Here is a 26001-nt window from a genome sequence, read left to right on the forward strand (position 1 = left end):
TAGAGCCGCCGACCGCCCGGCGGCTCCGGCTCAGCCGACGTGGACGACGGGGCGGCGGTCGGCGTCTGGTTCGGCCTGGCGGAGCACCTCGCGGGTGAGGGGCGGGATGTCGCCGCCGCCGAAGACCAGGTAGCGCAGCAGCGCCCCGATGGGGTTGCCCTCGGCCGCCCAGTGGAAGTAGACGTGCGGTGTCTTGCCGGTCTGGTCGCGCAGGTACAGCAGCAGGGCGGCGATGGCGTTGGCGACCGTGGTGCTCTCCATGCGCAGGACGCGGAAGCCGTGGCGGTCCTCGCCCACGACGCGCAGCTCGCCGGCGAACTCGGAGGCGTCGGGAACGCTCACCTCCAGGAAGAGCAGCCCTTCGCCGGTGCGCAGGCGGTGCAGTTCGAAGGCCTCGCGGGCCTTGTCGACGTACTCCTTGTGGTCGCGCGCGTGCGGCTCGTTGGCGATGAGACGGAGGTCGCCGCACTGGTTGATGTACTGGCGGGCCAGGTCGTCCAGGGAGATGCGGGTGACGCGCAGCTCGGTGGAGCGGGTGGCGCGGGAGATCAGCGAGGTGATCACGATGGCCAGGACGAACAGCAGGGCGATGACCAGTCCGTCGGGGCGTTCGATGATGTTGGCGATGGTGGCGTACGCGAAGATCAGCGTGATGACGCCGAAGGAGAGCGCGGCGCGGGTGCGGCCGCCGTTCCACGCCGACAGGGTGACCGCGACGGCCGCCGACAGGATCAGGGTCAGGACGCCGGTGGCGTAGGCGCCGCCCTGGGACTCCACCTCCGCGCCGAAGAAGACGGTGATGACGAAGGAGATGGCGGTGAAGACCAGGACCATCGGCCGGACGGCGCGCGACCAGTCCGGCGCCATGCCGTACCTCGGCAGATAGCGGGGCACGATGTTGAGCAGGCCCGCCAGCGCGGAGGCGCCGGCGAACCACAGGATGGCGATGGTGGACAGGTCGTAGGCGGTGCCGAACCAGTCGCCCAGGTAGGCGTGGGCGAGGTAGGCCAGCGCGCGGCCGTTGGCCGCGCCGCCCTCGGCGAACTCCGCGGGTGGGATGAGGACGGCGGTGGCGAAGCTGGAGGTGATCAGGAAGACGCTCATGATGAGCGCGGCGGTGGTCAGCAGCTTGCGCGCGCCGGTGATCCGCTCGGTGAGGTCGCCCTTGACCAGGGGCATCACCGCCACGCCCGTCTCGAAACCGGACAGGCCGAGGGCGAGCTTGGGCATCACGTACAGCGAGACGGCGATCATCGCGATCGGGCTCGAGTGCTGGCTGGTCAGGACCGACTGCCAGTCGCTGATCAGCGCCTGCTCGGTGAACACCTGCCGCAGCGCGACGGCGACCACGACCGCGTTCAGGACGAGGTAGGCGGCCACCAGGACGATGGCGATCGAGATCGCCTCGCTGAACCCGACCAGGAACACCCCGCCCAGGCCGGCGATCAGCACCAGGGTGACGGGCACCTGCCACCCGGCGAGGAACTCCGGCACGAACGGGTTGTGCAGCAGGTGGGCGGTGGCGTCGGCGGCCGACAGGGTGATGGTCACGATGAAGGCGGTGGCCACGAAGCCGAGCAGGAACAGCACCAGCAGCTTGCCGCGCCAGCCGGGCAGCAGCCGCTCGAGCATCGACAGTGAACCGAGCCCGTGGGGGCTCTCCTTGGCCACCGCCCGGTAGGTCGGCAGCGCGCCGAAGAGGGTCAGCGCCACCAGCAGCATCGTGGCGATCGGGCTGAGCGCTCCCGCGGCCAGGGCCGCGATGCCGGGCTGGTAGCCCAGGGTGGAGAAGTAGTCGACGCCGGTCAGGCACATCACCTGCCACCAGGAGTGCTGATGGGCCGGCGACTCCTCGTGGTGCGGGCCCGCGCTGCCAGGTGCCTGCCGCTGCAGGCCCTTCAGCAACCATGTCCGCAGCGACCGCTCCCGTACGGCAGCGGGCTGATCCACCCTGGCCAAGCCGGCCACCCCCAACGTCACGTGCACGCAAAGCCGAAGGTGCACATTACTGACGTGCGGGACCGTTTCTTCATGATCGGGCGTCAAGAAAACGTCAATATCGGCATCCGCCGGTTTCGGCCGGCTCACGCCTTGTGTCGCTACGCCGGGCCGGTGAAGGCGTACGCCGAGGGCCGGTGCGTGGGTGCGGCTGAGCTGGACGGCGGCCCCGCCACGTGCGTGGGAGGGGCCGCCGTGACGCGGATCAGCGCCAGTAGGTGACGCTCAGGGTCGGGGGCTTGACCGAGGCGTCCTTGTTCTCCGACGCGGCGAAGGCGCGCCAGTTGGTGGTCTCCTTCTCGTCGGCGCTGCGCAGCTGGATGCCGTGGTTGGCGGCGCCGGCGGCCCAGTCCCTCGCCATCGTGGTGACCGGCCACTGCAGGTAGCCGGCGCCACGGGCGCACCCCTCGGTCCAGGTACGGCCGCGGCCCTCGTAGGTGGTGAACGCGCCCCTGCTCGTGGTGGTGGGCTTGTTGTCCCAGTTGAGGTTGGTCTCGTCCCAGGCGCTGGTGATGCGCTCGGCGGTGAGCCCGGAGCCCACCTTGAGGCCGCACTCGTTGGTCTCCAGGTTCCACGCCTTGAGGGTGGCCCAGATGACGCGCTTGCCCTTGAGGTTGTCGGTGTTGAACTTCAGCAGGCTGCGCATGATGTCGCCGCCCTGGCCGTTCTCCCACGGCATGGTGCCCGCGATGATCATCGGGTCTCCGGGGTGCGAGGCCCAGGAGGTGGCGACGTCGGTGTCGGTGACGATCGGCAGGGTGATCGTGGGGTCGACGGTGACCGGGTAGACGGTCTTCGGGTCCGACAGGTACGCGGTGTCCGGCTTGAGCACGAGCACCGAGGTGCCGTTCTGCGTCTCGACCTGGGTGTCGATCTTCTTGATCGAGTCGCCGCGCGGCTTGCCGTGACCACGGGAGTCCCACATGACGGGCTGCGCGGCGGAGGCGACCTGCTGGCCGTTCTCGCCGGACAGCTCCAGCTTGCCGTTGGCCGTCTCGGACAGCGTCAGGCCCTGCGTCCGCACGGGGATGCGCAGCTCCAGCGGCTCCGTGGGACGCTCGCGCAGGATGACGTCGTGGCGGAAGCCGGTCGGGATCACGGTGACGACCAGGTCGGCGCCGGGTCCCGCGGCGTTGGCGAACGTCGCGACGTTGTCCTTGACGACGGGCGCGGGCAGCGGCGTCGGCCACTGCAGCGAGAACACCCGGCCCTGGTCGTCGGTCAGCTTGGCCAGGACGTCGTCGCCCCCGGCGGAGACCTCGACCTTCGCGCGGGAGGCGCGGGGCTTCAGCACCCCGCCTTCGGCGACGAGGCTGGTGTCGATGGGCACCCACGTGCCGTCGCGCTGGGCGTTCGACGGTCCGGAGGTGATGGAGGTGGTGAAGCTGCCGTCGGGGTTGGCGACGGTGGTGCTGTTCTCATCGGTCAGGCTGGCGACCTGGACCGCCGCACCCGAGGCGGCGGCCTGCGAGAGGGCCTGCTGCACCGGGTCGACGGCGGCCACGGCGTCAAGGGTCGTGGCGCCGATGAGAAGGGTGGCCGCTCCGAGCCCGAGCGCTGCTCGGCGAAGGGGCGTGGCCGTAGGAATGCTCAATGTGCGTCCTTTTGGATAAATCGGACAGGAAAAGTCAGGGGGAGCCCCATGTGCGGATGGGGCTGACGGCAGAGGGTCGGCGTGGCGGCCCGATGTCCCCCATCGGGCGGCGGCCGTGACGGTCTACCGCTCCAGATACCTCAGCGGCTCGATCATGAACAGAACCCCCGTTCTGATGTCCACAAGATCGTGTTGGGTCACAGGAATATCACAGGAAACTTTCAGACATCATGGGGTTTACGGCCGGTGTGATCCATGTCATATCGGACCCGCTGGCACGCGCTTCCGCTGCCGCGCAGGTGGCCGCCGGGGTTTTTCGGACAGCCTGCCGTTACCTCCGGGGCGGTTGATCAGGCCCGCTCAGGTGCGGCGGGCCAGGAGGTAGGCGCGGCGGGTCTCGACCTCGTGGGCGTGATTCGTGCGCTCCAGCCGTGCCTCCACGGCGAAGCCCGCCGCCTCCAGAGCTCGTGGCCCCACCACTCGTCGAGGTGCCTGAGCTGCCGTCAGCTCGCCAGGCCCAGGCGGTCCAGCGGGACGAGCCGCTCGGCGAGCACCGCGGTCGCGATGGCGGCCATGGCGATGCCCCACGCGAGAGGATCCAGCGGCACGCAGCCGAAGAACTGGCCGATCCCCGGCAGCTGGACCACGGCCGCGAGCATGGCGGCCGAGCCCAGCGAACTGAGCAGGACGGCGCGGCTGGGACCACCCGCCACCAGTGTCTGGGCGAGCTGGGTGCCGACCAGGGAGACCAGCCCGACGGTCCGCGCGCGGGCCTGCGGCCCGGTCAGCCGGGCGAGCGTCCAGCCGGTCCCCGCGCCAACCGTGGTGAAGATCGCCCGGCGGACGATGTCGTGGGTGAGGGCCGGGCCGAGCGACGACTCGGGGCCCTCGTCGAGCAGCGCCGCCGCGGCGTCCTGCGAAGGCGCGCGCACGGCGATGGCGAGCGCGGGGGCGAGGTCGGTGAGCATGTTCACGAGCAGCAGCTGCCTGGCCGTCAGCGGCGAGCGGCCGGTGGCCAGCGAGCCGAGCAGGGTGAAGCCGATCTCGCCGAGGTTGCCGCCGACGAGGATGGCCAGCGCCTCGCGGACCGAGGCCCACATGGCCCGCCCCTCGACCAGCGTCGAGATGATGGTCTCCAGGCTCTCGTCGGCCACGACCAGGTCGGCCGCCGCCTGGGCGGCCGGCGTCGCGCCGGAGCCGAGGGCGATGCCGATGTCGGCCAGCCGGATGCCCGCGGCGTCGTTGGAGCCGTCGCCGGCCATCGCGACGACCTTGCCGAGCCGCTGGAAGGACGCGACCACCCGGACCTTGTGGGCGGGCGTGCAGCGGGCGACCACGTCCACGGTCGGGAGCACCTCGTCCAGCCGGGCGTCGTCCAGGCTCTCGATGTCGGGGCCGGTGAGCACGTGCAGGTCGGTGTCGTCGGTCACGTGCCTGGCGATGCTGCCGGCCGTACCGGGGTGGTCGCCGGTGAGCATGACGATCTGCACGCCGGCGTTGCGCAGCGCGGCCACCGCGGACACCGCGGTGTCGCGGACGACGTCGGCGAGCCCGACCAACCCGGTGAAGGTCAGGTCGTCGACGTCGTCGTCGTCGAGCCGGTCGGTGTCGTCCATGGGCCGTTCGGCCACGGCGAGCACACGGTGGCCCGAGGACGCCAGGTACTCGATGCGCGCCTCGATGTCGGCCCGGCGGTCACCGTCGAGCCCGGCGCACCGCGGCAGGACGACCTCCGGCGCGCCCTTGACGCTGAGCACCCGGCTCTCGCCGGAGCGGCCGAGCGCGGCGTGGTAGCCGCGGGAGGACTCGAACAGCAGGGAGTCGATCTCCTCCCACTCGTCGGCGCCGGTCCGGCGCGAGACGCCGACCTCGGCGGCGCCCTCGCCGACCGCCTCGTCCGTGAGGTGGCTGTAGTCGCCGTTGGCGGAGTGCGGCGTGGCGCGCAGGGCCGCGGCGAGCACCTCGCGCAGCTCGTCGTCGAGGTCGGTGACGTCCCGGTCGTGGTCCACGTCGCTCACCTTGGCGAGCCGGATCCGTCCCTCGGTCAGCGTCCCGGTCTTGTCGAAGCAGAGCACCTCGACCCGGCCCAGCGCCTCGATGGTCCCCGGGTTGCGGGCATGGACGCCGCGGGCGGCGAGCCGCCGGGTCGCGGCCAGCTGGGCCGCGCTGACGAGCAGCGGCAGCCCCTCGGGGACCGAGGCGACCGCGAGGTTGACGCCCTCGCCCAGCGTCTCCTTGAGCGCTCTGCCGCGCCCCAGCCCGGACAGCGTCACGCCGAGCGCCGAGCCGATGGCGATCGGCGTGGTCGCCCGGGTGATCGCGGCGAGCCGCTCCTCGACGCCGCTCACCCGTTCGGCGCCGGCGGTCGCGGCCATCGCGCTCCCGGCCTCGGTGGCGTCGCCCACGGCGACCACGACGGCGGTGGCGCTGCCCGCCGCGATGGTGGTGCCCTCGTACAGCATGGAGCGGCGTTCGGCGACATGGGGGGCCAGCACGGGCTTGGCGGCTTTGGAGACCGGCAGCGACTCGCCGGTCAGGGAGGACTCGTCCGTCTCCAGCCCGTCGGCGTCCAGGATGCGGCAGTCGGCGGGCACGACCTCGCCGGTGTCGAGCACGATGACGTCACCGGGGACCAGGTCGGCCGCCTCCAGCAGGCGTTCCTCGCCGTCGCGCAGGACGCGGGCGCGCACCTTCGTCCGGGCGGACAGCTCCGCCAGCGTCGCGGCCGTGGCCGTCCGCTGCACGCCGCCCACCAGGGCGGACACGCCCATGACGCCGAGGATGAGGGCGGCGTCGACGACGGAGCCCAGCACGGCCGAGCCCGCCGCGCCGGCCGCCAGGATCGGGGTGAACGGGTTGGAGAGCTCGGCGCCCACCCCCCGGGCCAGCGTCTCCCACGTCGAGGCCGCCCGCTTCCGCGCCCTGCGGCGCTGCTCGGCCTCCGCCGTCGTGAGCCCACCCTCGTGAGTCTCCAGTACGGCGAGCACCCGCTCTCCCGGCATCGCGTGCCAGGGCGTCGTGGGCAGCGCGGGGGCGGTCGGGCGGCGCATGGTCTGATGGGCCTGCCAGGCGCCCTGCGCCAGCGACAGCGCGGCCACGCCGTTCACGGCGGACAGCACGTGGCCGGTCGCCCGGCTCATCCGGTCGGTCAACCCGTAGATGGCGGCCACCCCGGTGCCCGCCTTGGCCAGCGTCACCCCGCGCTCGCTGACCGTTCTGGCGGTGCGCGCCGACTCGATGATCAGCGCCGCGGTGGTCAGGTCGGCGCCCACCACCAGGTCGGCGCCCCAGGGCGGGCGGCCGTCGTGATCGGACACGCCGATCGAGCAGTCCGCGGCGCCGAGCGCCTCCCTGTCCCGCGACAGCAGCAGGACGACGGCCCCCTCCTGCTGCAGCTGGCGCACCGACGCGGCGAGGTCGGCGCCGCCGTCCCGGGTGATCAGGCGCAGCCCGGCGTGGCGCGCGGCGACGGTCAGGGCATGCGCCTCCGGCGCCTGCTGCCGGACGACCTCGACCACCGCCTGCAGCCGCTCGCGCCGGGTCAGGGCCAGCACGTGTACGGCGGAGCCGTCCTTCACGAAGCGGTCATGGTACCGCTTGCCGGCCCAGCCCCCCTTGCGCGGCAACCCGTCGTAGGGGCCGAGCGCCCAGTCGGTGTCCCGTTGCACCCGCTCCGGCTCGGACGGCACGAACAGCGCGTAGACCTGGGTCGCGACCGCTTCCTGATCGGCCTTCGGCGCGGTCGCCACCTCCCCGATCATGACGTCGTCGGAGATGAGCGCGTCGCGGTCCAGCACGACCGTGTCCACCCGGTCCAGGAAGCCCAGCGCCCTGGGGTCGGTGATGACCACGCCCCGCTGGGACAGCAGCGTGCCCAGCTCGGTGGCGAAGGCGTCCCGTCCCGCGGAGGACGCCTTGGGCAGCCCGGCGAGGGCCACTTCCAGGCCGCGGTGCATGTTCCCGGTCAGCAGGCTGCCGGCGAGCGAGCCGATGGCGCTGCCGGAGAGCACATGGTCGGCATGCCGTTCGATCGGACCCCCCGGCATCCGCCGAGGCCGGTCGGCCGGTTGCAGCCGCGCCTCGGCGCGCTCGGGCGTGCCCGTCAGCGCCTCCTCCTTCTTCACCCACACGCCGTCCTGCAGCCGCGACTGGCGGATCTGCAGCACCCGGTGCACCAGGTCGATGGCCAGCCCGGTGCCGCCGGGGGCCAGCGTCTGGAACGTGCTGTTCACGAGCGGCATCCAGGAACGGCACGCGGGGATCGAGTCGTCGAGCACCTTGCGCAGCTGGGGCACCGCACTCAGGTAGCCGACGACGCCCGCCGCTCCAGGGGGCAGGGGAGCCCGATGGGCCAGCCACTCCACGCCCGTCACCGCGAGCCCCACCGCGTCGGCGGCCAGGACGAGAGCGGCGGGCGGCCCGCCCGACGTGCCCTCCGCGAGGGCCGGGTCCTTCTCCACGGCCGTCTGCTCGGCCTCGTCGAGGATGGCGACGAGCTCGTCGACGGACGCCGGCTCGTCCACCGCGACGATCACCCGCTTGAGCGGGAGGTTGACCCGGGCCCAGCGTACGGACGGATGGAGGCACAGGGCCGATTCGATGGCGTCGGACTGTTCCACCAGGATCGGGCAGCGCAGCTCGAGGTGGATGCGGCCGGGGTAGGTCCAGGTGGACCTGCGGACGCCGGCCAGGCCGGCGAGGGCCGAGATCGCCCACCTGGGCGCCTCCGCCGCCTTGCCGACGGTGTCGGTGGCCCACTTGAGCGGCGCAGCGACGAGATCCTGCCCCGGCAGCCGGGGCAGCTGTGGGAGGGACAGACCGAATGGCATGTCGGCCTTGTACCCGTGTGTGAGTATTTACGCCTCTTGGGCTGATAAGCGCGCCCTAGTTCGAACTTTCTCGCATCGCGCCCTCCTCGGCGTCACGCCGCATGATGGAGGAATGGACATCTCACCTTCCTCGCGCTCTGGACGGCCGGCGGGTCCGGACACGGCGTGGAAGACGTTCGCGGCGGTGGCTGGGCCACGGCCAGGGCGAACATGGCGATGTGGTGGCGGGTGTGCGGCCAGGGCCACGGTTGGGAGATGATGTGCGCCCGCTCCAGGTGCCGCCACCGGGCCTCCGGGTCGGCGGTGGCGCGGGCGGCGGCCATCTCGCTCTTGTAGGCGGCCCGCACGCGGGCGGGCATCCGGCGGCCGATCATCAGCCGTCCTTTCCGTTGTTCTGGGAGCAGCACCCGCTCGACGTCGAACCCGGTGCGGCGATGACAGGGGCGCAGCAGCCGTCTCCGCGCCAGGCCTCGCGGCCTTCCTTGACCGCCACCGCGGCGATCACGAGCGCGGCGATCGGGTCGGCCCAGGACCAGCCGTACAGGCTGTTGAGCGCCAGCCCGACCAGGAGCACCGCCGACAGGTAGGTGCACAGCAGCGTCTGCTTGGAGTCGGCCACGGCCGAGGCGGAGCCGAGCTCGCGGCCGGCGCGCCGCTGGGCGGCCGACAGGAACGGCATGACGACCAGGCTGACCGCGGCCAGGATGAGGCCGGGCGTGGAGTGGTCGGCCGCGCCTGCCCCGAGCAGGGCGCGTACGGCGTCGAAGGTGACATAGGCGGCCAGCGCGAAGAACGACAGCGCGATGACACGCAGCGCGGTCCTCTCGCGCTTCTCGTGGTCGGCGCCGGAGAACTGCCAGGCGACGGCGGCCGCCGAGGCCACCTCCACGATGGAGTCCAGGCCGAAGCCGATCAGCGCGGCGGAGGAGGCGACGGCGCCGGCGGTGATGGCCACCGCGGCCTCGATCACGTTGTAGGTGATGGTGGCGGCGACCAGCAGCCGGACCCGGCGCCGCAGCACCTCGCGCCGCTCGGCGGCCGGCCCGGCACCGGGCAGGTTCAGCGCTGTCATGACGGCCCGTCACCGGCCAGGCCGGGCATCGGGCACAGCTCGACCGCGTGGCCGGTGGCGGCCAGCAGTTGCTCGGCCGAGGCCAGCAGGTCCATCAGCTCCGGACGGGTCAGCGCGTAGAACGACTGCCGTCCTTCGGCGCGGAAGTCGACCAGCCCGCAGTCGCGCAGACAGGCCAGGTGCTTGGAAACGGTGGACTGGGCCAGCCCGAGTTCGCCGGTCAGATCCACCACCCTCGCCTCGCCCCGAGCCAGCCTGGCCACGATGCGCAGCCGGGTCTCGTCGGCCAGGGAACGGAACAGCGCCGCCGCGGGCGGCAGGCCCGCCGCGATGTCGGCACTCACGCACCGGCCACCATCATCAATCGCCATACAGCGATGATAACTACATCTGGTGATGTATCGACAAGTCCAAACAGCACCGGACGAAGTCCTGGACGATCGGGTTGGCGTCGTCGGCGGGCGCCCAGGCCACCCCCACCTGGGTGGGAGCGACCCCGGTGACCGGCCGGTAGACGACACCGGGACGCGCATAGAAGCGGGCCGACGACTCGGGGGCGAGGGCCACGCCGTACCCGTTGGCGATCGCGCTGAGCCAGTCGTCGGGCTGGTCGGTGACCGCGCCCACGCGGACCGGATGCCCGTCACGCTCGTCGGTGGCCAGCCAGTAGTCCCGCCACCGGCCCGACTCGGCCGGGGCCGCCACGAACGGCTCGTCCCACAGCTCCCTGAAGGCGATCACCTCCCGCGCGGCGAGCCGGTGCGACGAGGGGAGCACCACCCAGCGGGCCTCGGTGAACAGCACCTCGACCCGCAGCTTCTCCTGTCCGGGGAAGGGCAGGCGCAGCAGCGCGACGTCGACCTCCCCGTCGGCGAGCCCGGCGGACGGGTTCGACCACGCCGCCTGCCGCATGTCGGCCCGCCAGCCCGGACGGCGACGCGCGAACGCCGCGATGATGTCCTGGGTGGCCTCGTTGGCGGCGCTGGCCACGAAGCCGACCCGCAGCACCCGGGCCTCCCGGCTGGCCGCGCTCCTGGCTTCGTGCAGGACCCGCTCCCAGTCGGCCAGCAGCGCCGGTACCCGCTCCGCCAGCGCCCTGCCGGGTTCCGTGAGCGTCATGCCGGCCCTGGACCGCGTGAACAACCGCATGCCGAGCAGGGTCTCGAGCTGCTTGATCTGCTTGGTCAGCGCGGGTTGCGACACGAACAACCGTTCCGCGGCCCGGGTGAGGGTCCCCTCCTCTGCCACTGCGGCGAAATAGCGCAGCAGCCGCGTGTCGACATCCATGCCGCAAGGTTATAGACGCAGGTATTGGACGCCAACGGGGAGGGCGGCGAGATTTGACGGAGGACGCGAGCCGCCGAACGGAGATCGAGCGCATGTTCACCGCCTATGTCGTCGTCACCCTCGTCACGATCGTGACCAACCTGGGGGCGGCCATCGCCGACTTCCAGAAGGCGGCGTTCGTCCTGGCCAACTCGGCGCGACTGGGGATTCCGCAGAAGTGGCTCCCGATGCTCGCCACGCTGAAGGCCGCCGGAGCGGCCGGGCTGGTGGCCGGGCTGCTGGGCGTGCCGTACATCGGCACCGCCGCCGCGATCGGGCTCGTCGTGTTCTTCGTCGGCGCGGTGGCCCTCCACGTTCGGGCCCGCGAGTTCAGGAAGATCGCCATTCCCGGCGGCTACCTGGCGCTGGCCGCGGCCTCGCTCGCCCTGGGAGTAGTGCCTTAGGTTCGGCGCTGCGCGGCATCGGCGTCAAGGCATTCGTCGACGCCGCGGTGGCCGCGTTTCCCGTCTGATCCCGCTACGTGATCGGCGCGCGCTTTCTTCATCGGCCTGCTGGCGCTTCCGTCGGCGAACGCACACTTCGGCTGACTCGGCTTTCAATGCGGGGCCGTACTACCGTCATAAGCCGGTACGGCGTGCGTGGCCGTACGAACGATGCGGAAACGAGGTGAGCCCGCTGGACGGCGCGCGGCAGGCGGTTGAGGAGGGCATCGCGACGGCGGTCCTGGCAGCGGACGAGGACGCGTTCGGCGAGCTCGCCGAGCGGTATCGGCATGAGTTGCGCGTCCATTGCTACCGGATGCTCGGATCGTTCACCGACGCGGAGGACCTCGTGCAGGAGACGCTCCTGCGAGCCTGGCGCAAGCGGGAGAGCTTTGAGGGCCGGTCCACGTTCCGGGCCTGGCTGTACCGGATCGCCACGAACGCGTGCCTGGACGCCCTGGCGGGCCCGGCCCGCCGCCGGGAGGTCGCGATGGCGGCGGACGGCGCGGGCGGCCCGGCGAGCTCGACGCTGGCGGAAGTCACCTGGTTGCAGCCCTACCCGGACGAGCTGCTGAACCTGGCGGCGCCCGACGACGGCGAGCCGGATGCGGTGGTGATCGCCCGCGAGACCATCGAGCTGGCGTTCCTGGCCGCGATCCAGCATCTTCCGCCGCGGCAACGGGCGGTGCTGATCCTGCGGGACGTCGTCGGCCGGCCCGCCCAGGAGACGGCCGAGACGCTGGAGATGAGCGTCGCCTCGGTCAAGAGCGCGTTGCAGCGGGCCCGTGCGACGCTGCGCGAACAGCTGCCCGAGCGGCGCGCGGACTGGGGCGCGGCCACTCGGCCCAGTGACGCCGAGCGTGCCCTGCTCCACCGGTACATCGCAGCCTCCCAGCAGGCCGACCTGTCGGCTCTGGCCGCGCTGCTGCGCGAGGACGCCCGGCAGACCATGCCACCGGCGCACCTGGTGTTCAACGGCTTGGCGGCGATTCTCGACATGTGGCGGCCGGTCCTGGAGGGCGACCAGGCCTGGGGCGACTGGCGCGCCGTGCCGCTGGCGGTGAACCGCCAGCCCGCGGCGGCGAACTATGTGCGCAGGTACGGCGAGCCCGTCTACACCGCGATCAACATCGACGTCCTGCGCATCGAGGACGGCGTGATCGCCGAGATCACCACATTCGGCCCGGAACAGCTGCCCGCCTTCGGCCTTCCACTCACCCTGGATCAATGTGACCTAGATCACATTCGCTGACCGATTCCTTCTCGCCAGTCCGCCCGTCATATGGGCGACATCGAGGTACGAGAAAGGAAACGGCCATGGCGGAGAACAACGACCACACGCACGTCGCGCAGCCCGACGAGCAGATCAAGGCCCTGGGCCGGCTGGTCGGCTCCTGGCGGGTGAGCGGCGGCACGGAGGGCACAGTCACGTACCGCTGGCTGGACGGGGGCTTCTTCCTCATCCAGGATGTCGAACTGGAGCAGTACGGCCAGCGGATCACCGGTATCGAGGTGATCGGGAGGGAGAAGCCGTTCGGCGCGGACAAGGCAGGCGAGGACATCAAGACCCGCTTCTACGACAACCAGGGCAACACCTTTGACTACGTGTACGAGCTCGAGGGCGACACGCTGACCATCTGGGGTGGCGAGAAGGGCTCCCCGGCGTACTACCGGGGCACCTTCAGCACCGACGGCGACACGGTTTCGGGCTCGTGGGTCTACCCGGGCGGCGGCGGCTACGACTCCGTCATGACGAAGATCAAGTAAGTGCCGGTCTGGATCACCCGGAACCGACAACGTTCAGGTGTGTCCTACGTGGCATTCATCGAACAGCAGGCCATCTGGTCCTGAGTGACTGCGGTTGACGCCTGGGCGCCCGGCGCTCACCGCACGATGATCACGGCCAGATGTGCGTTACCACTCGCCTGGGCTCTTCGTGTCCCAGGACAGACGGGGTCCTCCACCCGCTGAGCCCAGAGGACCTCGCCCCCTACCTGGCCCCGTACCCCACCCGCGACAGCCGCCGCCCCTGCAGTGGGCCCGCTCCCTGCCCCTGGACGGCGACCCCGCCGACGTGGCCGAACGTGTCGCCGCCTACGACACCTGGCTGGCCACCAGCCCGGAAGTGCCCAAGCTGCTGCTCACCTTCGACTCCTCACCCACCCTGCTCATCACTCCTGAGGTGGCTGCCTGGTGCAAGGACCACATCGCCGCGCTCCAGATCGAGCACGTCGGACCGTCCGGCCACCACGCCACCGAAGACCAGCCCGAGGCGATCGCAGCCGCGATCACCAACTGGGCACTCCGCTGAGCCGCGGAAGGAATCTCGGTGCACAAGCTCACGAGAAGCCGCTCGTCCTGTCTGCCCAGCTGATCACGTCCGTGATCGCGAGCGGCCCGGCCCTCGCCGGTCGAGGCTTGCGGCGGCGGTGCTTGTGGTCGCCTCCAACCGCGAGCCGGACGAGTGGTTGGCCATGATGCGACTTTACGACCAGTAGTCCTTTCCTCGTGGCAACCAGGAGGTCCCTCGCCCCCGCAAAGGGCAGGGCATTCGATAGAGATAGCTGGCCGGAAGGAGAGCGAGATGTCCGCGACGGGCCTGGTCGACACGGAAACGACGACGGACACCTTGATCGTCGGTGCGGGACCGGTCGGGTTGATGATGGCGGCCGAACTGCGCCGCCACGGCTCGACCTGCCGGATCATCGATCGCCTGACCCGGCCCACCGGCTGGCCGAAGGCCATCGGGATCCAGCCGCGCACCCTGGAGATCTGGGAACAGATGGGCATCGTCCGGGAGGCGATCGACGCAGGGCTGTGGCTGCGCGGTCAGCTCGTCTTCACGGATGGCAAACCGGGCGACCCCATCGACCTTCAGGTACCCGACGGTACCTACGGGTTCCTCGCCCTGCCGCAGTACGACGTCGAGCGCATCCTGACCGAGCACCTGGAACGCCTCGGCACTGCCGTCGACCGTGGCGTCGAGCTGCGCGCCTTCACCCAGGACGCCGACGGGGTGAGCGCGACCCTCACCCGGCCGGACGGATCGACGGAGACCGTCCGCGCCGGCTACCTGGTCGGCTGCGACGGCGCCCACAGCGTGGTGCGTCACGGCCTGGGCCTGATCTTCGAAGGCGACCGTTTCCCCGAGGAGTACATGCTCGGCGATGTCGAGGTGGACTGGTCCATGCCCCCCGGCTACGCCCTGCGCTTCCTCGCCGAAGCCCCCGGCGGCGGGCAGGACGTGCTGGTCTGCGTTCCCCTGCCGGGCCGTAGCCGCTACCGCCTGTCGATGCTCGCCCCACCCGAGCTGCGCCAGGCGACCGGCCCCGAGCATGGGATGGCCGGCGACCGTCCCGGCCCTGAACTCGGCCAGATTCAGGCGGTGGTCGACCGGCTCGTCCCCGGAAAGCCGGCGGTGGGCAACCTGCGCTGGTCGTCGCTGTTCGGCATCAGCCACCGCATCGTCGACCGCTACGGCGTGGGCCGGGTGTTCGTCTGCGGCGATGCCGCCCACATCCATCCGCCGACCGGCGCTCAGGGCGCGAACACCGGCATGCAGGACGCGTACAACCTCGCCTGGAAGCTCGCCCTGGCCCTGCGCGGGCTGGCCGCCCCCGAGTTGCTGACCACCTACGACGCCGAGCGGCGACCGGTGGGTGAGGAGGTGGTGGGGCGGACCGTCCGCTATGCCCGTACCCAATCAATCGGCGAGGCCGGTGACACCGTCCGGACCGGGCTCGCCCGTGAAGGCCAGCTTCTGGTCGCCTACCCCGACAGCCCGCTGTCCAGTGCGGCGCTGGACTTCCCGGATGCCCTCAACGACGGCCCCTGTCCGGGTGAGCGCGCCCCGGATGTCCATGGCCTGACGCAGGAGGGCCTCGGCTTCCCGGTGCGTCTGTTCGAGCTGCTCCATGCCCCGTGCCACACGCTGATCCTGTACGCCGACGCCATGGCGGCTCAGGAGGGGCTGGGTGGCTTCGAGGCGCTGGCTTCGCAACTACGCGAACGCTGCGCCGGGCTCCTCCGCGTCTACGCCGTCCTCGCCGCTGACGCCCCGCAACCCGATCTGGTGGGCGTGCCGGTGCTGCGCGATGGCTCGGGTGCGTTTCGCGCCCGGTACGCGGTCGCCCGGAGTGCCGCGTACCTGATCCGCCCGGACGGATACGTTGGCTTCCGCGCCCAGCCGGTGAAGTTCGAGTCCATCACCGCACACCTGGAGCGCACCTTTACATGAAGGCCCCGCTGCGTGTGCACTGCGATCACCGGCCGACTCGCCGTCACCTGCAGATCTCCCAGTACGGCCACTGCGGCAACCGCCCTCCGGGGAGAAGGACGGTACGGCGCCGGATCGTCGACCTCGTCGAGCTGCGCCAACAGCTCCTGTGGAGCGCGGGCGAAACCGTTACTCGAACGGATAGCCGATCTCCCCGAGATCGGCCCGGACGTCGCGCAGGCCGATCTCGGGGTTCAGCGCTCTGACGACCTCTTCTGTGAGCGGCCGGAGCGCGAAGATGTGCGCGACCGGCTCCACCGGCACGGGCGGCTCCTCCTCGTCAGTGGCCGACCATGCCACGTAAGCCGCTGGTGAACGATCGAGGAGCAGGTCGAACATCCAGTCCGAGCCGTCCCTCTCATAAGTGGCGCGCCCCGTGCGCCAGCCGTCGTCCGATGTGGTGCGCCACAGGCAGCAGGTGATGGCCGGGACGTCGTCGAGGGTGAACGCCACCTCGTCGAGCTGCGGCCTGAACACCTCGGGAACGTCGTCGACCACGCCCGGCCAGGGGCGGAGGTCATCACTGGCGAACGGCGAGACGGGCGACTCGTGGTCAAAGCCGCGGATGTACACGCCGGCAGGGCAGAACACAATGGAGTAGTCATCGCCCGCACCGCTGCGCCATGAGGCCATCTCCTCCCCGGGCGCCCAGTCGGAGTCGAAAGAGTAACCGCGATACTCCCATTCCGGGCTGCGTATGGTGTCCACCATGGCCAGAGCGCGACAGTGGTCGCGCAGGGCCTCGACGGGCGGCAGAGCGGTGGCGACCTGGTGCACGTTCTTCATGCGGAGATGTCTAGTGCACGGCACTGACACTGCGGGCGGTATCAAGCGGGCTCCCGCACAGTCGAGACCAGGCTCGACTTTCGTTCGTGGAGCGGGTGAGGGGATCGAGCCCACGCTACTGGATGGCTTGGCTTGGTCCGCTTAGCGATCACGGCCGGTATTTCTGCAGCGACCTGATCAGCGGAGCGAAAGTCCACCGTCGCCGGGCGGGGCTGCGGCATGTTCCCCGGCCGTCGCCGCAGACCGGCTCCGCTCACCAGCTCAGCACCTTCGACCGGCCGGTCGGGGCCGGTAGCCGATCACGCAGCAGCTGCACGCCCAGCGGGACCAAGGCCACGCAGAGCAGGACGGTGACCAGCACATCGGGGATCGAGGCGGCCTTCAGCACGCCCATCCAGGTGCCTCCCGCCAGGAGCAGCATCAAGGCACGGGCGGTGCCGAATATGCCGGAGCGCCAGGCGGCGATGGCCAGCAGGAGCGAGCCCGCGAACTGGCCGACCGAGGCCCAGACCGGTACCCGCCATGGCCCGTAGGAGATGTCGGCGTACTCCTTCATGATCGCATTCGTCGCCTGCTCCAGCCCGAGGACCTCGGTGAGCTGGAAGGCGGTCTGGTCGGCACCGGCGAAGTACAGGCGGGAGAAGAGCCCGGCGACCAGCAGCGTGGCGCCCCAGAACGCAAGGCTGCCCCCCACCCGCTGGGCGAGGGCGATAAAGGCGGGGAAGAGCAGCACCGCCCCCAGCGCGAAGACCGCGTAGGAGAGGGTGAGCAGGGCGGGTTCTGATGTGTAGGCGAGGAACTGGCCGTAGGCGGCGAACGGCTGCGCCTCCGCCCACGCCTGCTGCTGAGGGGTGAGGGCGGTGACTGAGCTCACGTAGCGCAGCAGGTATCCGGCGCACAGGACGACCGGCCCCAGGACGAGCGTCACGCCGCCGATCCACCGTCCGGGAAAGTACGTGTTCATGGGAGCTAGCCTGTCGTGGATGAGCCGGGTGGATCATCCGTCGATCGTCAACTCGTACCCCTGTCGAAAGTCAGGTCAGCACGGGTTGGCCGGCGCTGGTGGGACGGTCTGGACGGGGTAGCGGTGGATGGGTCGTGCTTCGCCGCCGTGCGGCCCGAGCGCGGGCGCGCGCGAGAACGGCCACCAAGGCCGCACGCGCAGAGTGGCGGCGCGCCGCCTTTGGTGACCATCGGCTCAACCAAGTCGGAAGCGCGCAAGCGTCTCGTCAACGGGCCCGTGGTGCGCCTACCGGATCTCAGGGGCACATGGAGAGGTATGCGGAGGCAGGGGAGCTGCGGCGCGCGAATTTCATCCGAGTCTGGACGGCAGGCTTGGTCTGCTTGGCTTGTCCCGGGGCAAGGCGGCGGGAGGATCCGACTTCCACCTCAACCACTTACGGCCCTCGACCAGCTCGCCGTGATCATCTCGGAGCCTGAGGCACCCGCCGGAGGCGTGCTTTTCTTGAGGCTGCTCAGACTACGCAGAACTCGTTGCCTTCGACGTCTGCCATCACTATCCAGAGCTCTGGTGGGGTGCGTCGTTCCACCACCGTGGCTCCGAGTTTCATCAGGCGTGCCGCTTCCTCTTCGATCCGGTTCTTGCGGTCCTCGCCGGAGAGCCCGTTCGAGACCTTGACGTCGAGGTGCAGCCGGTTCTTCGTGGCCTTGGACTCGGGTACCCGCTGGAAGTAGAGGGCGGGCCGCTTGCCGTGCTGGTCGATCAGCACGCGCATCGCGTTGCGGTCTTCTTCGGGAATGTTCTCGCCATCAGCCCAGCTCTCCCAGGAGAGATAGCCGTCGGGCGGGGCCGGAAACGCGTATCCGGCGATCGCCTCTGCCCAGAACTCGGCAAGCCTCTGGGGGTCGGTGCAGTCGAACGCGACCTGTACTTCTACTTCCATGTTGTTGCCTTTCACCTCGAAGCCCAGGCTGACACCGGTGGATGCTACGGCGCATCACCGACAGAGTGTGATCAGGGCGGTCGGGCAGCCTGAGCCTCAGGCGCGAAGCGCCCCGGATCGAGAAGCCGATGTAGGGGAGCGGGGTGTGGCGGCCGCGCCCCCCACAGAACACAGCCTGAGCCTTCACGCGCGAAGCGCGCCCCACCACGAAGTCGATGCAGTTGGAGCGGGTGACGGGAATCGAACCCGCGTTGTCAGCTTGACTCTTTCAAGATCACGCGGTCTGAGCTTGGGAAATGCTGACCTGGGCATACGCCGGTCGAGTGACCGTGAGTACCCGTGACTCACTGCTGATCGCTCTACGTACGGGCACGCAACGGGCACGTCTGTCTTCTGCGGCGCTCAGCCGTACCAAGCAACTTGGATGATCTCCACCAGACGCCGGTACTCGACGATCAGGTAGGTAACCATGCCCGAACCGCCATCACCGAACGTCTGGGTCCTCATTGGGGCGTCGGGGCGTTCTCTTATGAAAGGGTTGCCGTTCCACGGCGCGACTTGAAGAAACACGGTCACCTCGTGGAACGCTGCGAGCGCTTCGGCGGGAAGGGCCGCGACCTGCTCGTCTACTTGTTTGCTGTTGCCGACCGTGTACATCTAAAGGTCGAGCTTCACGCCGAGTTCGGATGCTCGTTCGGCAAGAACCTCCCGAAGCGGTCTCCCCGGAACGTACTCGCCGCGTTCGATCTGCTCCTGGATGCGAGCACCGTGTTCCAGAACCTCTTCGTACTCCCCGGTCGCCTTCATCCTGGCCATGTGCCACCAATGAGCGAGCAGGGCGTTGACAGGTGCGAGGTCCAGCTCCTCCGTGGCCTTGGCCATGGCTCGCCGGAAGTCCTCGTCGAAGTAGTCGCGATCGGCAGGAGGAAGGCAAGCACGGATGTTACGTGGACTCCGGTCGACCTTCAGCGACTCCACGATCTGCTCGGGCGCCCGAACGCTGATCAGTTCGTGTGGCTCAGCGGTCATGCCGCTACCTCCTTGCGCTGACAGGTGCTCAGACTCGGCAAACGAGCCGGTGCGGGGCGTCTGCCATCGAGCTTAGCCGTCGGCGGACGACCACGGACTGCCGATGGGACCGTCATGGTGACCGAGCGTCATTGAGATACTGGAGCGGATGACGGGAATCGAACCCGCGCTGTCAGCTTGGGAACTCTTTCAAGATCATGGCCTCTGAGCAGGGGAAACGCTGAACTGGGCATACGCCGGTCGAGTGACCGCGAGTCCCCGTGACTCCCCACTGATCGATCTGCGAACGGGCACACAACGGGCACGGCTGACAGACTCACCATGTGATCGAGATCGACGGCCCTTTCTATCGCGTTAGTGACTCCGGCTTCGAGATGCTGATCCCCCGCTGGGAGGGGCACGATCCTGAGACGGCCGACCAGGCCGACGCGACCATCACGCTTCCTGACGGTACTCGTCGCTACGCCACCTTCATGACCCTCGGAGTCGTCTCTGGGATCATGGACCGCTGGCGGGATACGGGCGAATGCCTCAACGGCCAGTACTTCTGGTGCTCAGACTTAATCATCATCCGTGAACCAGGCTTCGTCTCAATGATCGATGCCGTGCGAGACATGATCGCAACCGGAGAGATCGAAAGTGCATGCCGCGCACTGCCAATCGACGACAGTGATCAATACGCGGACTAGAGCGTGTCCCGTGGATCATAGGACAGGGTCACGGAGCCAGATCCTGATCGAGGCGACGTCGATGGTGCCCTCGTAGATGCGTTCGCGCTTGTCGGTGCGAAGGGCCACCGCGCGGTGGCCCTTGAGCTTGTTGACGCACCGCTCGGCGGTATTGCGCTCCTTGTACCGCTCGGCGTCGAAGCCGGGCGGTCGGCCGCCCTTACGCCCCCGGTTGAGTCGGTTGGCCTGCTGATCCTTCTTGATCGGGATGACCGCCTGGATGCCGCGCCGGCGCAGGTAGGCACGATTGGCGCGCGAGGAGTAGGCCTTGTCGGCCAGCACACGCATCGGACGCCGGCGAGGACGGCCCAGACCGCGACGCCGGATGCGCACCCGCTCCAGGACGCGCCGGAAGTACGGGCTATCGCCGTGCTGACCGGGGCTGATGATCCGGGCGATCGGCCGGCAGCGCCGGTCGGCGACCAGGTGAATCTTCGTGCTCCACCCGCCCCGTGAGCGGCCCAGCGCCTCCCGGCCCGTGCCCGGTTTGTGATCTACGCCGTCCCCTTTGACGGGATGTCGGCGGGCGGCTCACGACGAGCTCCGGCGGCATGCTGATGAGCGCGCGCCACAGTGGAATCCACACCCACCGTCCAGTCCTCCCCCTCGGCCTCATCGCATCCAGCGCGCAGCCCGTCCAGGATCTTCTCCCAGGTGCCATCCATCGACCAGCGGCGATGCCGGTTGTAGACGGTCTTCCAGTTCCCGTACCAGGGCGGCAGGTCACGCCAGGTGATGTTGGTCCGGACCCGGAAGAAGACCCCGTTGATGACCGTTCGGTGATCGGCCCATCGGCCGCCCTGCCGCGGGTTGACCGGCAGCAGCGGCGCCAGCCGTTCCCACTCGGCATCGGTCAGATCATGACGATTCAGGCGATCTTCCACTGGACTGATCTACACCAAACCACCATCAAAGATCCACGGGACACGCCCTAAGAGCGCGCTTAGAGACCGTTCTGGGCGATCCTATGCAGACCATTGAGGGTGGGTAACCTGCCTGGAACGCCCCTGAACGAGCTGGAACTGCAGCTCGAACTGCAACTGGGTGAGTCGTAGCTGGCTCTGGCCTATACGCACGTCCAGGGCCTATACGCACGTCCAGCAATAGATCATCTGGTCTTCTGCTTGCGCCCGTTCGGCGAGATCTCTCAGCTCTACTATCAGTGTCGTCAGGTAGTCCTCATCAGGGCGGCCGAAGAACTCTTCGATCTGCCCCCACCGTTCGGCAAGATCGGCCAACTGGGTGTCAGGCACGCTGGCCAGCGAGTCGCGTACGTCGGCGGGGAGCTCCTCAATACAGGGCCCCTCCTTGTACGGCGAGTCCTCCGGCAGCGCTTCCCACTCCTCAAGAGACTTAGGGCCGCCCTCCGGTGGTGGGTAGAGGCTGACGGTCCGCATGAGATCCAAGTCGTATGGCTCATCCCTGATGAGGGCGACGAGTTGCCCAAGGATGACTCCCGGATCAATCCCCTTGGCGTCCACAGCGTCGAAAGCGGGACTCGCGGACCCGGCACGGCCCTTGTCCGGCTCGACCATGGCGGCCTGCCTGTCAGCCGCCCTGTAGTAGTCGTACAAGACCCCCACTGATCCCCGGTCGTGATCGCTGTGCCTGCTATGTCTGGCGATAGATTAGGGGGCCGCATGTATGTGCGAAAGAGGGTTTGCTGGGTGACCTCAAGCACCCCCTGCCCTGATAGTCCCGTCGCCGTCGTCCCACCCGTCAGGGGATGGACAGAGTGCTGGAACCGGTGGGCTAGACAAACAAGATCAACTGATCTGGCACGAATCTGGCACGCGAGTGGAGACAGGCCCACAAAAGATCAAGGCCCGGGTTGGGACCATGTTCCCTACCTGGGCCTTAACGTTGGAGCGGGTGACGGGAATCGAACCCGCGCTGTCAGCTTGGGAAGCTGATGTTCTGCCATTGAACTACACCCGCATCGGCCACCGCCGCGCCCACCACTGTAGCGGAAATCCGGCCCACTTCAGCAACCCCGGCCCAGCCGACTTCCCCGTCGCACACGGTAAGTTGCTCTCCGTGCTGCTTTCTGACCGAGACATCCTCGCCGAAATCGAGTCCGGCCGTGTCAGTCTCGACCCGTTCGACAAGGCAATGATCCAACCGTCCAGCATCGACGTGCGTCTCGACCGCTACTTCAGGGTGTTCGAGAACCACCGCTACCCGCACATCGATCCCGCCGTGGAGCAGCCCGACCTCACCCGTCAGGTGGAGCCGGAGGGGGATGAGCCCTTCATCCTGCATCCGGGGGAGTTCGTGCTCGCGAGCACGTACGAAGTGATCTCGCTGCCCGACGATCTGGCCAGCCGTCTGGAGGGGAAGAGCTCCCTGGGCAGGCTCGGTCTGCTGACGCACTCGACGGCCGGGTTCATCGACCCCGGATTCTCCGGTCACGTGACGCTGGAGCTGTCCAATGTGGCCACGTTGCCGATCAAGCTGTGGCCGGGGATGAAGATCGGGCAGCTGTGCATGTTCAGGCTGAGCTCTCCGGCCGAGCATCCGTACGGCTCGGCGAAGTACGGCTCGCGGTACCAGGGTCAGCGCGGCCCGACGCCCTCGCGCTCCTACCGGAACTTCCACCGCACGCTCATCTGAACACCGCACGCTCATCCGAGCACCGCAGCTCATCTGAGCAGTGCCAGCTAGCTCAGCTGAAGACCGCAGGCTCATCTGAGCACCGCCAGCTCATCTGAGCACATACTCATCTGAACAACGGATGCCATTCGAACGACTCGGGGCTCATCTGAAAGAGGGGCTCAGCTGAAACTGGACGCCCATCTCGGTGCCGAGGGTTCGGCTGGCGCCTGAGGCTCGTTGGCCATCGGAGGTTCGTCTGGGCACCTGAAGCCTGTCCGGGCGCCGCAGGTTCCTTTCGGTCAGCGGCGCAGCCGCCATGGGCTCGTCTGAGCACCAGAGGCTCATCCGGTAGCCGGGGCTCGGCTGGCGGCCAGCCGCATCCGGCGGACGGGATGCTTGTTCGGGCGGCGCAGGCCCGTCTGGGGCCGAATGCTCGTCTCGGCATCGCAGGCGGGCCCGGGAAACGGAGGATGGCCGGGCCGCGCGGTCGTCTCGGCACCCGCAGGCCCATCTGGCACCCCGGTGGTCGTCGGGGGCGCCGGACGCTCCTCCAGCGTCACAACCCCACCCCAGCACCGCACGCTCCCAAGCCCCTTATCAGGGGTTCAAACCCCCTCAAAGCGGCCACAGGCAAAATACCCTCCAAAGTACTCCCGAACCCGGTGTTGCAGATCATACGAGGGGTAGCGAGACGGAGAAGAGTGGGTGTGCGCACCATGAAGTTCGCATTTCCGCTGGTAACCCGTACCCTTCTCTGCGGACCATCCCCGCACATCTGGAGAACGACGTGCGCCTGCGTCTCACGCCTCGTGAGGACAGCTACTACGACCTGTTCGCCGACTCGGCGAACAACCTGGTCACGGCATCACGGTTGCTGGTGGAGATCATCAGCGACGGCTCGGACAGGGAAGCCCTGGCCGAGAAGATGCGCGCCTGCGAGCACGCCGGTGACGAACGCACTCATGCGATCATGAACCGGCTCAACGAGAGCTTCATCACGCCCTTCGACCGTGAGGACATCTATCGCCTCGCCTCGAACCTCGACGATGTGATGGACGCCATGGAAGAGGCGTCCGACCTCATCGTCCTGTATCAGATCGACCATCTGCCGAAGGACGTCGTCCGTCAGGTGGAGGTGCTGGAGCGGGCGGCCGAGCTGACCGCCGAAGCCATGCCGCGACTGCGGTCGATGAAGAACCTCAACGAGTACTGGATCGAGGTCAACCGCCTGGAGAACCAGGGCGACCAGGTCTACCGGAAGCTCCTCGCCAAGCTCTTCAGCGGTGAGTACGACGCGCTCACCGTCATGAAGATGAAGGAGGTCATCGACCGCCTGGAGGAAGCCGCCGACGCCTTCGAGCACGTGGCGAACACGGTCGAGTCGATCGCGGTCAAGGAAAGCTAAGTGGACCTCACGCTCGCCCTCGTCATCGGCGTGGTGGTCGTGTCACTGGTCTTCGACTACACCAACGGCTTCCACGACGCGGCGAACGCCATCGCGACCTCGGTCTCGACCCGCGCGCTGACCCCGCGCGCGGCGCTCTTCCTGGCCGCCGGGATGAACTTCATCGGCGCCCACCTGGGCACCCAGGTCGCCCAGACGGTCGGCAAAGGGATCATCGACGCGCCACAGGGCACCCACGGCCTGGTCGTGGTGGCGGCCGCGCTGATCGGCGCGATCACCTGGAACCTCGTCACCTGGTACTTCGGACTGCCTTCCTCCTCCAGTCACGCGCTCATCGGCGGCCTGGTGGGCGCGGCGCTGGCCTCGGCCAGCCTGGTGCACTGGGACGGCGTGCTGGAGAAGGTCGTCATCCCGATGATCCTGTCCCCGATGGTCGGGTTCTCGCTCGCCGCCGCGATCATGATCGCAATCTATTGGATCTTCCGCAACGCGCAACCAGGAAAGGCCAACAGGGGCTTCCGCTACTCGCAGACCGTCTCGGCCGCCGCGATGGCGCTCGGTCACGGCCTGCAGGACGCGCAGAAGACCATGGGCGTCATCTTCCTGGCGCTGGTCGTCGGCGGCTATGCCGCCCCGGCGGACCCGATTCCGCAGTGGGTGATCCTGGCCGCGGCCGGCGCCATCTCGCTGGGAACGTACGCCGGTGGCTGGCGCATCATGCGCACGCTGGGGCGGCGGATCATCGCCCTCGACCCGCCGCAGGGCTTCGCCGCCGAGTCCGCCGCCTCGACCGTGCTGTACGTCGCGGCGATCGGCTTCGGCGCTCCCATCTCCACCACCCACACCATCACCAGCGCGATCATGGGCGTCGGCGCCACCAAGCGGCTCTCGGCCGTCCGGTGGGGCGTGGCGGGCAACATCGTGACCGCGTGGATCCTCACGATTCCCGCGGCGGCGCTGGTGGCCGCTCTGTCGTACTACACCCTTCACTGGCTGATCGAGTAGCGGCGTACATCACGTCGACGTCCCACCGGTTGAAGCCGAGGGACTCGTACAGCCTGATCGCCGCCGTGTTGGCCTCGTCCACGTAGAGCATCGCCTGGGCGAGGCCACGCGAGCGCAGGTGGCGCAGGCCCGCCAGGGTCAGCGCCTTACCCAGGCCGGTGCCCTGCTGCGAGGGGTCGATCCCCACGACGTAGACCTCGCCGAGCGGTTCGTGACCGTGGTCCTGCGAGGAGGATCCGTGGATCTTCGTCCAGTGGAAGCCCACGAGCCGCCCGTCGCGGTAGGCCAGGAAGAACCCGGCCGGGTCGAACCAGGGCTCGCTCTCGCGCCGCCGCACGTCGTCGAGCGTCCATCCGCCCTGCTCGGGGTGGTGGGCGAAGGCGGCGGCGTTCACCTTGAGCCACGCCTCCTCGTCCTGGCCCGGCACGAACGTGCGCAGCCGTACCCCCTCGGGCAGGGAGAAGGGCGCGAGGGGCGCGAACAGGGAGCGGCGCATCTGCCAGAGCGACCGCATCCGCGCGAAGCCCGCCGACGCCGCCAGCGCCGCCGCCCCCGAGTGGTCGCCGTGCGCCCACAGCCGCAGCCACCCTCCTGACACCTCCAGTACGGCACGCAGCAGCGCCTTGCCATGCCCCTGGCGGCGGAACGCCGGGTGGATGACCAGTTCGCCGCTCGGGCCCTCGACCTCGTCCGTGGGGTCGACGTGCGCGTAGCCGGCGAGCGCGGCGCCGGAGTAGAGCAGCAGCGAGCGGGCCCGCTCGTCGCCGCCGTAGCGCAGGTGCAGCATCACGTGCTCGTTGAGCGGACGGACCCCGTCGGCGTCGGTGGCCGCCTCGACCACCTCGAGCACCTCGGCTATTTCCTGGTCATCGAGCCGTCCACGCTCCACCACACGCACAGTCATAGATCGAACTCTAGGCTGCCGACTGGCAAATAACGCCATGGGGTCGGCCGACGAATCGTTACCTTTCGGACGTCTGCTGCATAGTTTCCTTCCGTAACGTCTGCAGG

The 26001-nt window shown here is 69.2% G+C and carries 24 protein-coding genes and 1 tRNA gene; 9 read left to right on the top strand and 16 right to left on the bottom strand.

Annotation, left to right across the window (positions count from 1 at the left end):
- Positions 1-30: 30 nt before the first annotated feature.
- From H4W81_RS39205 to H4W81_RS39235, 7 genes are all read right to left on the bottom strand, one after another.
- A complete protein-coding gene (locus tag H4W81_RS39205; RefSeq protein WP_318782327.1) occupies positions 31-1986 on the bottom strand; it encodes an APC family permease in 1956 nt (651 codons plus the stop codon).
- A gap of 217 nt (positions 1987-2203) precedes the next feature.
- A complete protein-coding gene (locus H4W81_RS39210) occupies positions 2204-3592 on the bottom strand; it encodes a DNRLRE domain-containing protein (RefSeq protein WP_192779421.1) in 1389 nt (462 codons plus the stop codon).
- A gap of 503 nt (positions 3593-4095) precedes the next feature.
- On the bottom strand, positions 4096-8421 hold the full coding sequence (locus H4W81_RS39215) for a cation-translocating P-type ATPase (protein ID WP_192779422.1): 4326 nt from the start codon (positions 8419-8421) through the stop codon (positions 4096-4098).
- 92 nt (positions 8422-8513) lie between these two features.
- Positions 8514-8795: a DUF3703 domain-containing protein gene (locus tag H4W81_RS39220; RefSeq protein WP_225959004.1), complete on the bottom strand. Its 282-nt coding sequence runs from the start codon at positions 8793-8795 to the stop codon at positions 8514-8516.
- On the bottom strand, positions 8795-9493 hold the full coding sequence (locus tag H4W81_RS39225) for a cation efflux transmembrane domain-containing protein (protein ID WP_192779423.1): 699 nt from the start codon (positions 9491-9493) through the stop codon (positions 8795-8797). Before H4W81_RS39225 ends, H4W81_RS39220 begins: the two co-directional genes overlap by 1 nt.
- Complete coding sequence (locus tag H4W81_RS39230; RefSeq protein ID WP_192779424.1) at positions 9490-9864, bottom strand: ArsR/SmtB family transcription factor; 375 nt, start codon at positions 9862-9864, stop codon at positions 9490-9492. Before H4W81_RS39230 ends, H4W81_RS39225 begins: the two co-directional genes overlap by 4 nt.
- Before the next feature lie 13 nt (positions 9865-9877).
- Entirely contained in the window at positions 9878-10780 is a 903-nt protein-coding gene (locus tag H4W81_RS39235; protein WP_192779425.1) for a LysR family transcriptional regulator, read from the bottom strand.
- 53 nt (positions 10781-10833) lie between these two features.
- Here H4W81_RS39235 and H4W81_RS39240 point away from each other — a divergent pair, with 53 nt between their 5' ends.
- From H4W81_RS39240 to H4W81_RS39260, 5 genes are all read left to right on the top strand, one after another.
- Positions 10834-11223, top strand: coding sequence for a DoxX family protein (locus H4W81_RS39240; protein ID WP_318782328.1), 390 nt, complete (start codon positions 10834-10836; stop codon positions 11221-11223).
- Positions 11224-11446: 223 nt separating this feature from the next.
- On the top strand, positions 11447-12514 hold the full coding sequence (locus tag H4W81_RS39245) for an RNA polymerase subunit sigma-70 (protein ID WP_318782329.1): 1068 nt from the start codon (positions 11447-11449) through the stop codon (positions 12512-12514).
- A gap of 65 nt (positions 12515-12579) precedes the next feature.
- Positions 12580-13029 carry a hypothetical protein gene (locus tag H4W81_RS39250; RefSeq protein ID WP_192779426.1) on the top strand — a complete coding sequence of 150 codons (450 nt, stop codon included), beginning with the start codon at positions 12580-12582 and terminating at the stop codon, positions 13027-13029.
- Between the two features lie 307 nt (positions 13030-13336).
- A complete protein-coding gene (locus tag H4W81_RS48070) occupies positions 13337-13573 on the top strand; it encodes a hypothetical protein (RefSeq protein ID WP_225959005.1) in 237 nt (78 codons plus the stop codon).
- Positions 13574-13846: 273 nt separating this feature from the next.
- Entirely contained in the window at positions 13847-15499 is a 1653-nt protein-coding gene (locus tag H4W81_RS39260) for an FAD-dependent monooxygenase (RefSeq protein WP_192779427.1), read from the top strand.
- Positions 15500-15667: 168 nt separating this feature from the next.
- Here H4W81_RS39260 and H4W81_RS39265 read toward each other — a convergent pair whose 3' ends face one another.
- From H4W81_RS39265 to H4W81_RS39285, 5 genes are all read right to left on the bottom strand, one after another.
- Entirely contained in the window at positions 15668-16315 is a 648-nt protein-coding gene (locus tag H4W81_RS39265; protein WP_318782331.1) for a hypothetical protein, read from the bottom strand.
- Positions 16316-16577: 262 nt separating this feature from the next.
- Positions 16578-17288 carry a hypothetical protein gene (locus H4W81_RS39270; RefSeq protein ID WP_192779429.1) on the bottom strand — a complete coding sequence of 237 codons (711 nt, stop codon included), beginning with the start codon at positions 17286-17288 and terminating at the stop codon, positions 16578-16580.
- 511 nt (positions 17289-17799) lie between these two features.
- Positions 17800-18243 (bottom strand): VOC family protein, encoded by a 444-nt coding sequence (locus tag H4W81_RS39275; protein ID WP_318782332.1) that lies wholly within the window; start codon positions 18241-18243, stop codon positions 17800-17802.
- A 387-nt stretch (positions 18244-18630) separates the two neighbouring features.
- A complete protein-coding gene (locus tag H4W81_RS39280) occupies positions 18631-18885 on the bottom strand; it encodes a hypothetical protein (protein WP_192781484.1) in 255 nt (84 codons plus the stop codon).
- Positions 18886-19257 carry a DUF6247 family protein gene (locus H4W81_RS39285; RefSeq protein WP_192779430.1) on the bottom strand — a complete coding sequence of 124 codons (372 nt, stop codon included), beginning with the start codon at positions 19255-19257 and terminating at the stop codon, positions 18886-18888. It lies immediately after the preceding gene.
- A 323-nt stretch (positions 19258-19580) separates the two neighbouring features.
- Here H4W81_RS39285 and H4W81_RS39290 point away from each other — a divergent pair, with 323 nt between their 5' ends.
- Positions 19581-19946, top strand: coding sequence for a hypothetical protein (locus tag H4W81_RS39290; protein WP_192779431.1), 366 nt, complete (start codon positions 19581-19583; stop codon positions 19944-19946).
- 15 nt (positions 19947-19961) lie between these two features.
- Here the strand turns inward: H4W81_RS39290 and H4W81_RS39295 are convergent.
- The 3 genes from H4W81_RS39295 to H4W81_RS39305 all read right to left on the bottom strand — a co-directional run bounded on the left by H4W81_RS39295 (position 19962) and on the right by H4W81_RS39305 (position 21923).
- Positions 19962-20857 (bottom strand): IS5 family transposase gene (locus H4W81_RS39295; protein ID WP_420538763.1). Its coding sequence is split into 2 segments (ribosomal slippage): positions 19962-20482 and positions 20482-20857, totalling 897 coding nucleotides; the frame shifts between segments, so codons are not numbered across the junction.
- 213 nt (positions 20858-21070) lie between these two features.
- Positions 21071-21559 (bottom strand): hypothetical protein, encoded by a 489-nt coding sequence (locus H4W81_RS39300; protein WP_192779432.1) that lies wholly within the window; start codon positions 21557-21559, stop codon positions 21071-21073.
- A 290-nt stretch (positions 21560-21849) separates the two neighbouring features.
- Positions 21850-21923: transfer RNA gene (locus H4W81_RS39305), tRNA-Gly, on the bottom strand.
- 99 nt (positions 21924-22022) lie between these two features.
- Between H4W81_RS39305 and dcd the strand changes: the two genes are divergently transcribed.
- The 3 genes from dcd to H4W81_RS39320 all read left to right on the top strand — a co-directional run bounded on the left by dcd (position 22023) and on the right by H4W81_RS39320 (position 24990).
- A complete protein-coding gene (dcd, locus tag H4W81_RS39310) occupies positions 22023-22598 on the top strand; it encodes a dCTP deaminase (protein WP_192779433.1) in 576 nt (191 codons plus the stop codon).
- A gap of 769 nt (positions 22599-23367) precedes the next feature.
- A complete protein-coding gene (locus tag H4W81_RS39315; RefSeq protein ID WP_183651388.1) occupies positions 23368-23985 on the top strand; it encodes a DUF47 domain-containing protein in 618 nt (205 codons plus the stop codon).
- Positions 23986-24990, top strand: coding sequence for an inorganic phosphate transporter (locus H4W81_RS39320; RefSeq protein ID WP_192779434.1), 1005 nt, complete (start codon positions 23986-23988; stop codon positions 24988-24990). It begins immediately after the preceding gene.
- Here H4W81_RS39320 and mshD read toward each other — a convergent pair.
- Positions 24923-25894, bottom strand: coding sequence for a mycothiol synthase (gene mshD / locus H4W81_RS39325; RefSeq protein ID WP_192779435.1), 972 nt, complete (start codon positions 25892-25894; stop codon positions 24923-24925). The genes H4W81_RS39320 and mshD overlap by 68 nt on opposite strands.
- Positions 25895-26001 lie beyond the last annotated feature (107 nt).

The sequence above is a fragment of the Nonomuraea africana genome, from assembly GCF_014873535.1.
In the GTDB taxonomy this organism is placed as follows: domain Bacteria; phylum Actinomycetota; class Actinomycetes; order Streptosporangiales; family Streptosporangiaceae; genus Nonomuraea; species Nonomuraea africana.